This is a genomic window from Pseudonocardia nigra, from assembly GCF_019396355.1.
GTDB classification, from domain to species: domain Bacteria; phylum Actinomycetota; class Actinomycetes; order Mycobacteriales; family Pseudonocardiaceae; genus Pseudonocardia; species Pseudonocardia nigra.
The window spans coordinates 19,075-27,471 of sequence record NZ_JAHKRK010000091.1 but is presented as its reverse complement, the minus strand read 5'-3'; the positions used below and the strand labels follow the sequence as shown (position 1 = coordinate 27,471).

Genomic DNA, 8,397 nt, shown 5'->3' with positions numbered 1-8,397 from the left:
GCCGCCGGCGGGCGCCGCCCGGCCGACGGCGAGCGACGGCGGACGCGCTGAGACCCCGACGCGTCGACTCGCGGGTTCCAGCGGCCTCGCCCGACCCGGACGGTCCGCCGGGGCGGGGACCGGGACCGCCGCGATCACGGGCAGAAGGCGGCGGATGACGCGCCGCGGCCGACCATCCGCCCCGTGATCGCCGAACAGCAGCGGCCGGGCATGCGCGATCACGGGCACAAGGTCGCCGACGACGAACGTCGCACGACCCTCCGCCCATGATCACCCCGCGCACACGCACCCGGACCACCGCGATCACGGGCGGAAGGTCGCCCCGGGAGGTCATCGGGAGACCCGTTGCCCCTGATCACCGGAGACCGGGCCCAGCGCCCAACCGTCAGCCGACCGGCTCCGACTCCGTCCATGGGTGGTAGGCGCTGCCCTCGATCGTCCCGCCGTTGCAGACCGGTCCGAGGTCCCAGATCACCCAGAACGGCGAGGTCTCGTCCGGCGGGATCACCCGCAGCTGGCTCGCCGGCACCTGGCACGGCCCCTCCACCGGCTCGTCGCCGGTCGGCACCACCGTCCAGTGCAGGTTCTTCGCCGCGCTCTCGCCCGGGAGCAGCCGCACCAGCGACGGCCCCGGGTCCGGCACCCGGTCGAGCCGAGTCGGGATCGGTACCCCGCTCGCCGTGTAGAGCGCGGCACCCCCGTAGCCGTACAGGGTGCACCTGTTGGGCGAGGTGTTGGTGACCACGAGCGTGGCGTACCGGTTCCCCGCCGCGGCATCGCCCGGCACGACCTCCCCCTCGAGCTGGGCGGGCGCACACCGCGGGTCCCCCGACACCACGTCGGGCGTGCGTTCCTCGGCGGTGGGCGCCGACTGCGGCATCGAGACGGGCGCCGCCGCGGACGACGACGGTGCACTCGTGCTCGTCACCGGCGCCGGCGGGGGTGGCGTCGCGGCCGCCGGCGCGTCCGGCGCTGCCGCACAGCCGGCCAACAGCGCCAGCCCCACCAGTAGCCCCAGCCCCGCCAGTAGCCCCAGCCCTGCCGTCCTCGTCCTTCCCCGACCTGAGTTCATGGCTCTCGTCCCCCTTGCTGTGTGACTCCCCTACAGGGAGGACGCAGCGGGCGCCGGCAGGGTTGTCCGCACTTCCGGGGGATCGGCGGCCGGGCTATCCGAACGCGGCCAGCAGCGCCTCGGGCACATCGGCGGGGTCGGCGAGCGGACGGGCCGCGACGAGCTTGGCGCCCTGCTCCGGTCCGACGGCCGGCTCGACCACCGCGCGGGCATGCGACTCGGGCAGGGTGTTGAACCACCGCAGGCCCAGCTGCCTGCGGTCGTCCGCCGACAGCGCGCCGTGCAGCCGGACCCGCGCGAGCCCGCCGTCTGGGAAGACGTCCATCCGCACGTGCGTCACCGGGCGGTCGGCGGTGAGCCGGAACCGGTGCGGGGTGTCGGGCTGCAGCCGGGTGCGCGGCAGCAGCTCCACCCATGCATCCGGGTCGTCGAGCGACCCGGTCCGCGCGTCGATCCCGCGCAGCGCGGCCCAGCCGGGCGCGTTGCCGACGAAGTGCCTGGTGTCGAGCTCGGCCACGCCGATCACGCCGGGCGCGGCCAGCGCGAACGTCACGAAGTCGTTGCCGTCGTCGCGGCGGCGGGCGTTCTCCCAGCCCTCGCCCATGATCCGCGCCTCGCCGGGCAGGATCAGGTTGACCGGCGAGGAGTAGAACATGTCCGAGCAGTCCACGACCCGGCCACCGTTGGCCAGCGCCGCCAGGTCGAACGCGCCCGGCAGCACCCGCGGGTCGGGCACGACCTTGCCGTGCACGCGGAATCGCGCGACCCCGCCGTCGGGGTAGATCGACAGCCGCACGTGGGTGAACCGCTCCCCCGCCGCCACCGGGAACGGGTTCGCCGCGTCGCCCTGCAGCGGCGAGCGCTCCACGATCGTCTGCCAGTCGGCGGCCGCCAGCTCCTCCGGCGACGGGTAGCTCTCGAGGCTCGTCGCCTCCACCGAGGCGAACGGCGGGTAGTTGCCCTTGAACCAGGCGGTGTCGATGACCACGCCCCGGACGACGCCGGGCGCGCCGAGCCGCACGACCGCGTGGTCGTGTCCGGGTTCGCGGCGGCGCCGGGTCTCCCACCCGTCGTAGATCTTGCCCTTGTGCCCGAAGTCCTCGGTGCTGAACACGGCAGGCCCCGCCTTGATCAGGTTCTCGCGCTGGGCGAAGAGCTCGTCGTTGGCGTACGGGACGCCGCCGCCCAGCGCCCGCGACGCCAGATCGGGCAGGCTCAGGAAGTCGGTCATGCCTCACCTCTCGTCAGCAGCCGCCCACGCGGCACGTCTCCGTCGATCTGTCCGCCGCGCAGCCAGGTCGCGCGAACGACGCCGCCGAGCGTGCGCCCGGCGTAGGGGGTCACGGGGTTGCGGTGGTGCAGCGCCGCCGGGTCGACGACGAACTCCGCGTCCGGTGCGAACGCCACGAGGTCGGCGTCGCACCCCGGCGCGATCCGTCCCTTGCGCCGCAGGCCCGTGAGCTCCGCGGGCCGCTGCGCCATCCAGCGCACGACGTCGGGCAGGCCGAACCCACGGCGGCGGGCCTCGGTCCAGACGGCGGGCAGCCCCAGCTGCAGCGACGCCACCCCGCCCCAGGCCGCCCCGAAGTCGCCGATATCGAGGCGCTTGAGCTCGGGGGTGCACGGGGAGTGGTCGGAGACCACGCAGTCGATCAGGCCGGCGCGCAGCCCCTCCCACAGCGCGTCCCGGTTGTCCTCCTCGCGGATGGGCGGGCAGCACTTGAACTGCGTCGCCCCGTCGGCGATCTCCTCCGCGGTGAACGACAGGTAGTGCGGACACGTCTCGACGGTCAGCGCCACCCCGTCGCGGCGGGCGTCGGCGATCATCGGCAGCGCATCGGCACTGGACAGGTGCAGGATGTGCACCCGGCAGCCGGTCTCCCGCGCCAGCGCGATCACCTGCGCGATCGCGGTGTTCTCGGCCTGGCGGGGCCGGGACGCCAGGAAGTCGGTGTAGCGGCGGCCGTGCGCGTGCGGGGCCTCGTCGATGGCGTGCGCGTCCTCGGCGTGCACGATCATCAGCCCGTCGAACGCCCGCAGCTCGCGGAGGGCGGCGGCCAGCTCGTCCGGTTCGAGGTGGCCGAACTCGTCCACCCCGGAGTGCAGCAGGAAGCACTTGAAGCCGAACACGCCGGCGTCGTGCAGCCCGCGCAGATCGGCGAGGTTGCCCGGCACCGCCCCGCCCCAGAAGCCGACGTCGACGTGGCTCTGCCCGGACGCGGTCTTGCGCTTCACGTCCAGCGCCGCGACGTCCACCGTCGGCGGGATGCTGTTCAGTGGCATGTCGACGATCGTCGTGACGCCACCGGCCGCCGCGGCCCGGGTGGCGGAGGCGAAGCCCTCCCACTCGGTGCGGCCCGGGTCGTTGACGTGCACGTGCGAGTCGACGAGCCCGGGCAGCAGCACCTCGTCCGGGCCCAGCTCGACGACCTCGCGCGCGGCGAGCTCCGTGTCGGGCCCAGGGTCGAACGGCTCGACGGCGACGATCCGCCCGTCGCGCACGCCGACGCTGCCCGGCCGCTCGCCGTCCGGGGTGATCACGCGCGGGGCGCGGACCAGCAGGTCGAGTTCCATCACGCTCCTTCCTTCGCCAGAACCCACTCGGAGGCGAGCACCTGCCCGACCCGCTCCAGCAGGCGCCCGGCGTCGGCGATGCAGCGGTCCGGGTCCGGCTCGAGATCGGTGAGTGAGTAGACGCCGTGGATGTCGTGGTCGGCAAGGATCTCCGACGACAGGGTGGTGCGGCCGGCCACCGCCACGACGGGCACGCCCGCCGCAGCGGCCGCCGCCGCGACACCGACGGGTGCCTTGCCGCGCAGCGTCTGCTCGTCGAGCGACCCCTCACCGGTCACGACGAGGTCGGCGCCGCGCAGCGCGTCGTCGAAGCCGGCCAGCTCGAGCACCAGGTCGATGCCCGGCCGCGGCTGCGCGCCCAGCAGCGCGAGAGCGGCGAAGCCGACGCCGCCCGCCGCCCCGGCGCCCGGCTCCCCGGACCGGTCGCGGCCGGTGTGGGCGGCCACCACCTCGGCCCAGCGGCGCAGCCCGGCGTCGAGGATCGCGACCTGGCCGGGTGTGGCGCCCTTCTGCGGGCCGAACACCGCGGCCGCGCCGCGCGGGCCGGTGAGCGGATTGTCCACGTCGGACGCGAGCACGACCTCCGCCGAGGCGAGGCCGGGGTGCAGCCCGGCGAGGTCGAGTGACGCCACCCGGGACAGCGCCCCGCCGCCGGGCGGGAGCACCCGCCCGTCCACGTCGCGCAGCACGGCGCCGAGCGCGCCGAGCATCCCTGCCCCGCCGTCGGTGCAGGCGCTGCCCCCGACGCCGAGCACGATGCGCCGGCACCCGGCGTCCAGCGCCGCCGCGATCAGCTCGCCGGTGCCCGCGCTCGACGCCCCCAGCGCGTCCGGTTGTCCGTCGGGCAGCTGGGCGAGCCCCGACACCGCCGCCAGCTCGACGACGGCCTCGCCGCCGCGCTCGGCGTACGTGGTGTGGACCGGCGCGCCGGTGGGACCGGTCGCGACGACCGGGACGGCCCGGAACCCGGCCGCGCAGGCCGCGTCGAGGGTCCCGTCACCGCCGTCGGCCACCGGCACCGTCACGACCGTCACCCCGGGCACCGCCCGCCGCAGTCCGGCCGTCAGGTGGCGGGCGACGTCGGCGGCGGACAGCGACCCCTTGAACTTGTCGGGGGCGAGCACCACGTGCACGGCTCAGGCCTGCTCGAGCAGCGCGATCGCCGTGGGGGCGTGCTCGGGGCGGGTGGCGAGCTCCCCGAACTCGTTCACGTTGTCCAGCTCGGTGCCCATCGCGATGTTCGTGACGCGCTCCAGCACGACCTCCACGACGACCGGGACGCGGTACTCGGCCATCAGCGTGCGGGCCTTCTCGAACGCCGGCACCAGGTCGTCGGGCTGGTGCACTCGGATCGCCTTGCAGCCCAGGCCCTCGGCCACCTTCACGTGGTCGACGCCGTACCCGCCCAGCTCGGGGGCGTTGATGTTGTCGAACGACAGCTGCACGCAGTAGTCCATCTCGAAGCCGCGCTGGGCCTGGCGGATCAGGCCGAGGTAGGCGTTGTTCACGACCACGTGGATGTAGGGCAGGTTGAACTGCGCCCCGACCGCCAGCTCCTCGATCATGAACTGGAAGTCGTAGTCGCCCGACAGCGCCACGACGGTGGCGTCCGGCTCGGCGGCGCACACCCCGAGCGCGGCGGGCAGCGTCCAGCCCAGCGGCCCGGCCTGCCCGGCGTTGATCCAGTGCCGGGGCCGGTAGACGTGCAGGAACTGCGCGGCGGCGATCTGCGACAGCCCGATCGTCGTGACGTAGCGCGTGTCCGGGCCGAACGCGCGGTTCATCTCCTCGTACACGCGGTGCGGCTTGATCGGCACGTCCTCGAAGTGGGTGCGCCGCTGCAGCGTCCGCTTGCGCTCGGCGCACTGCGCCACCCACTCCGACCGGTCGGGCAGCGCGCCCGCCGTCCGCTGCTCCCCCGCGACCTCGACGAACAGCTCCAGCGCGGCCTTGGCGTCGGAGACGATGCCGTAGTCGGGCGCGAACACCCGCCCGATCTGCGTGGGCTCGATGTCGACGTGCACGAACGTGCGGCCGCGGGTGTAGGTGTCGAGGCCCCCGGTGTGCCGGTTGGCCCACCGGTTGCCGATGCCGAGCACGAAGTCCGACTCCAGCATCGTGGCGTTGCCGTAGCGGTGCGCCGTCTGCAGCCCGGCCATGCCCGCCATCAGCGGGTGGTCGTCCGGGATGGCGCCCCAGCCCATCAGCGTGGGGATCACCGGCACGCCGACCAGCTCGGCGAACGCCACGAGCAGGTCGGCGGCGTCGGCGTTGAGCACGCCGCCGCCGGCCACGATCACCGGGCGCTCGGCGCGGGCGAGCATGGTCAGCGCCTTCTCGATCTGCGCGCGGCTCGCGGCCGGCTTGTAGACCGGCAGCGGCGTGTAGGTGTCCGGGTCGAACTCGATCTCGGTCTGCTGCACGTCGATCGGCAGGTCGATCAGCACCGGGCCGGGGCGGCCCGAGCGCATCAGGTGGAACGCCTGCTGGAACGCGCCGGGCACCTGCGCGGGCTCCAGCACCGTGGTCGCCATCTTGGTGAGCGGCGCCGCGATGGACGCGATGTCGACGGCCTGGAAGTCCTCCTTGTGCAGCCGGGCCACGGGCGCCTGGCCGGTGATCGCGAGGATCGGGATCGAGTCCGCCGCCGCGGAGTACAGCCCGGTGATCATGTCGGTGCCGGCCGGGCCGGAGGTGCCGACGCAGACACCGATGTTGCCGGCGCGGGCGCGGGTGTAGCCCTCGGCCATGTGCGAGGCGCCCTCGACGTGGCGGGCGAGCACGTGCTCGATCGTGCCGTCGGCGCTGTCGGCGTTGAACGCGCGCATAGCGGCGTAGAACGGGTTGATCGCGGCGCCGGGCAGCCCGAACGCGTGGCTGATGCCCTCGCGCTTCAGGATCTCCACCGCGGCGCGCGCTGCGGTCATTCTGGGCATGACGGGATCGCCTTTCGTCGTCGACGAGAAGGGTGGGAAGAGCAGGAGTGGATGTCAGGCGCGGCCGGAGAGCTCCTCGACGAGCTTGAGCAGGCCGGAGTGGTCGAGGCCACCGTCGCCACGGGCGACCATGGCGGCCACCAGCTGGGCCACGGCCGACCCGAGCGGGATCACGACGCCGGCCTCGCGGGCGGCGGCGGTCGCGATGCCGAGGTCCTTGTGGTGCAGCTCGAGGCGGAAGCCGGGGGTGAAGTTGCGGTCGAGCATCCCGGCGGCCTTGCGGTCGAGGATCGCGTTGCCGGCCAGGCCGCCGGCGAGCACCTGCACCGCGGCCTCGGTGTCGACGCCGTGCGCCTCCAGGAACACGATCGCCTCGGCGACCAGCTCGATCGTGCCGGCGACGATGAGCTGGTTGGCGGCCTTCACGGTCTGGCCCGCGCCGGCCGGGCCGACGTGCACGATCGTGCGGCCGACGACGTCCAGCACCGGGCGGGCGGCCTCGACGTCCTCGGCGGAGCCCCCGACCATGATCGACAGGGTGCCGTCGATGGCTCCCTGCTCCCCGCCGCTGACCGGGGCGTCGAGGACCCGGAGGCCACGCTCGGCGCCCGCCGCGGCGAGCTCGCGGCTGACGTCCGGGCGGATCGTGCTGGCATCGATCACCAGTGCCCCGGCCTTCGCCGAGGCGAACACCCCGTCCTCGGCCAGCATGACCGCCCGGACGTCGGGCGAGTCGGGCAGCATCGTGACGACGACGTCCGCGTCGCGCACGGCCTCGGCCACGCTGCCCGCGGCCCGCCCGCCGCGCTCGGCCAGCTGGTCGGCCTTGCCCTTGCTGCGGTTGTAGCCCACGACGTCGAATCCGGCCGCGGCCAGGTTCGCGGCCATGGGCAGGCCCATGATCCCGAGGCCGATGAAACCGACGGTGGTCATGCCTGCTCCTCTCGCAGCCAGCCGAAGCTCTCGGCCGAGGTGGTGCTCGGGACGTACTCGCACGAGACCCTGCCGGTGTACCCGCGCGCCTGGAGTGCGGCGAGGTGCACGGCGAGATCGATCGACCCGGTGCCCGGTTCGTGGCGGCCCGGGGCGTCGGCGATCTGGACGTGCCCGATCCGGCCGGTGTGCTCGTCGATCACGGCGGCGACGTCGTCGCCGTTGACCGTCAGGTGGTACAGGTCGGCGAGCAGCGCGATGTTCGACGTCCCGCCGGCCCGCTCGACCCGCTCGATCACGGCCAGCGCGTCGGCGGCGCGCAGCAGCGGGTAGCGCGGGGCCCCGGACACCGGTTCCACGAGCACGGTTGCGCCGATCTCCGCGGCCGCGGCGGCAGCGACACCCAGGTTCTCGACGGCGAGAGCGTCCTGCTCCTCCGGGGCGACGCCGTCGAGCCGGTTGCCGTAGAGCGCGTTGAACGCCCCGGTGCCCAGCCGCTCGCCGATCCCGACGGTCACGGCCACGTTGTCGCGGAACTCCGTCTCCCGGCCGGGCCAGGACACGAGCCCGCGGTCACCGGCCGGCATGTCGCCTGCGGCGAAGTTGAGCCCCACGAGCGTGACGCCGGCGTCGCGGATCGCGGTGACGAACGCGTCGACCTCGCGGTCGGCCGGCACCACGTCGGCGAACGGCCACCAGAACTCGACCGCGTCGAACCCGGCCTCGCGGGCCGCGGCGGGCCGCTGCAGCAGCGGCAGCTCGGTGAACAGGATCGAGCAGTTCACGGCGTACGGCAGGGTGTGCGTCACGGGCTTCTCCTGGACGGACCGACCGGTTCCGGTCACGCCGACCTCCTTCTGATCAACTTCCATATCGTGGATG

The 8,397-nt window shown here is 74.2% G+C and carries 7 protein-coding genes; all 7 read right to left on the bottom strand.

The genetic code is table 11. The annotated features are described in order from the left end of the window. Window positions 1-385: 385 nt before the first annotated feature. The 7 genes from KME75_RS21695 to KME75_RS21665 all read right to left on the bottom strand — a co-directional run bounded on the left by KME75_RS21695 (window position 386) and on the right by KME75_RS21665 (window position 8,360). Complete coding sequence (locus tag KME75_RS21695) at window positions 386-1,072, bottom strand: DUF4232 domain-containing protein (protein ID WP_219416706.1); 687 nt, start codon at window positions 1,070-1,072, stop codon at window positions 386-388. Between the two features lie 94 nt (window positions 1,073-1,166). After that, a complete protein-coding gene (gene alc, locus KME75_RS21690) occupies window positions 1,167-2,303 on the bottom strand; it encodes an allantoicase (protein ID WP_219416705.1) in 1,137 nt (378 codons plus the stop codon). Further along, a complete protein-coding gene (allB, locus tag KME75_RS21685; RefSeq protein ID WP_219416704.1) occupies window positions 2,300-3,646 on the bottom strand; it encodes an allantoinase AllB in 1,347 nt (448 codons plus the stop codon). Before allB ends, alc begins: the two co-directional genes overlap by 4 nt. After that, the gene (locus KME75_RS21680) at window positions 3,646-4,779 is read right to left on the bottom strand and encodes a glycerate kinase (protein WP_219416703.1); all 1,134 of its coding nucleotides are present in this window, start codon (window positions 4,777-4,779) and stop codon (window positions 3,646-3,648) included. Before KME75_RS21680 ends, allB begins: the two co-directional genes overlap by 1 nt. Before the next feature lie 3 nt (window positions 4,780-4,782). After that, window positions 4,783-6,582, bottom strand: coding sequence for a glyoxylate carboligase (gene gcl, locus KME75_RS21675; protein ID WP_219416702.1), 1,800 nt, complete (start codon window positions 6,580-6,582; stop codon window positions 4,783-4,785). A gap of 54 nt (window positions 6,583-6,636) precedes the next feature. Then, a complete protein-coding gene (locus KME75_RS21670) occupies window positions 6,637-7,515 on the bottom strand; it encodes a 2-hydroxy-3-oxopropionate reductase (protein WP_219416701.1) in 879 nt (292 codons plus the stop codon). Continuing rightward, window positions 7,512-8,360 (bottom strand): hydroxypyruvate isomerase family protein, encoded by an 849-nt coding sequence (locus KME75_RS21665; protein ID WP_308282970.1) that lies wholly within the window; start codon window positions 8,358-8,360, stop codon window positions 7,512-7,514. Before KME75_RS21665 ends, KME75_RS21670 begins: the two co-directional genes overlap by 4 nt. Between the last annotated feature and the right edge of the window lie 37 nt (window positions 8,361-8,397).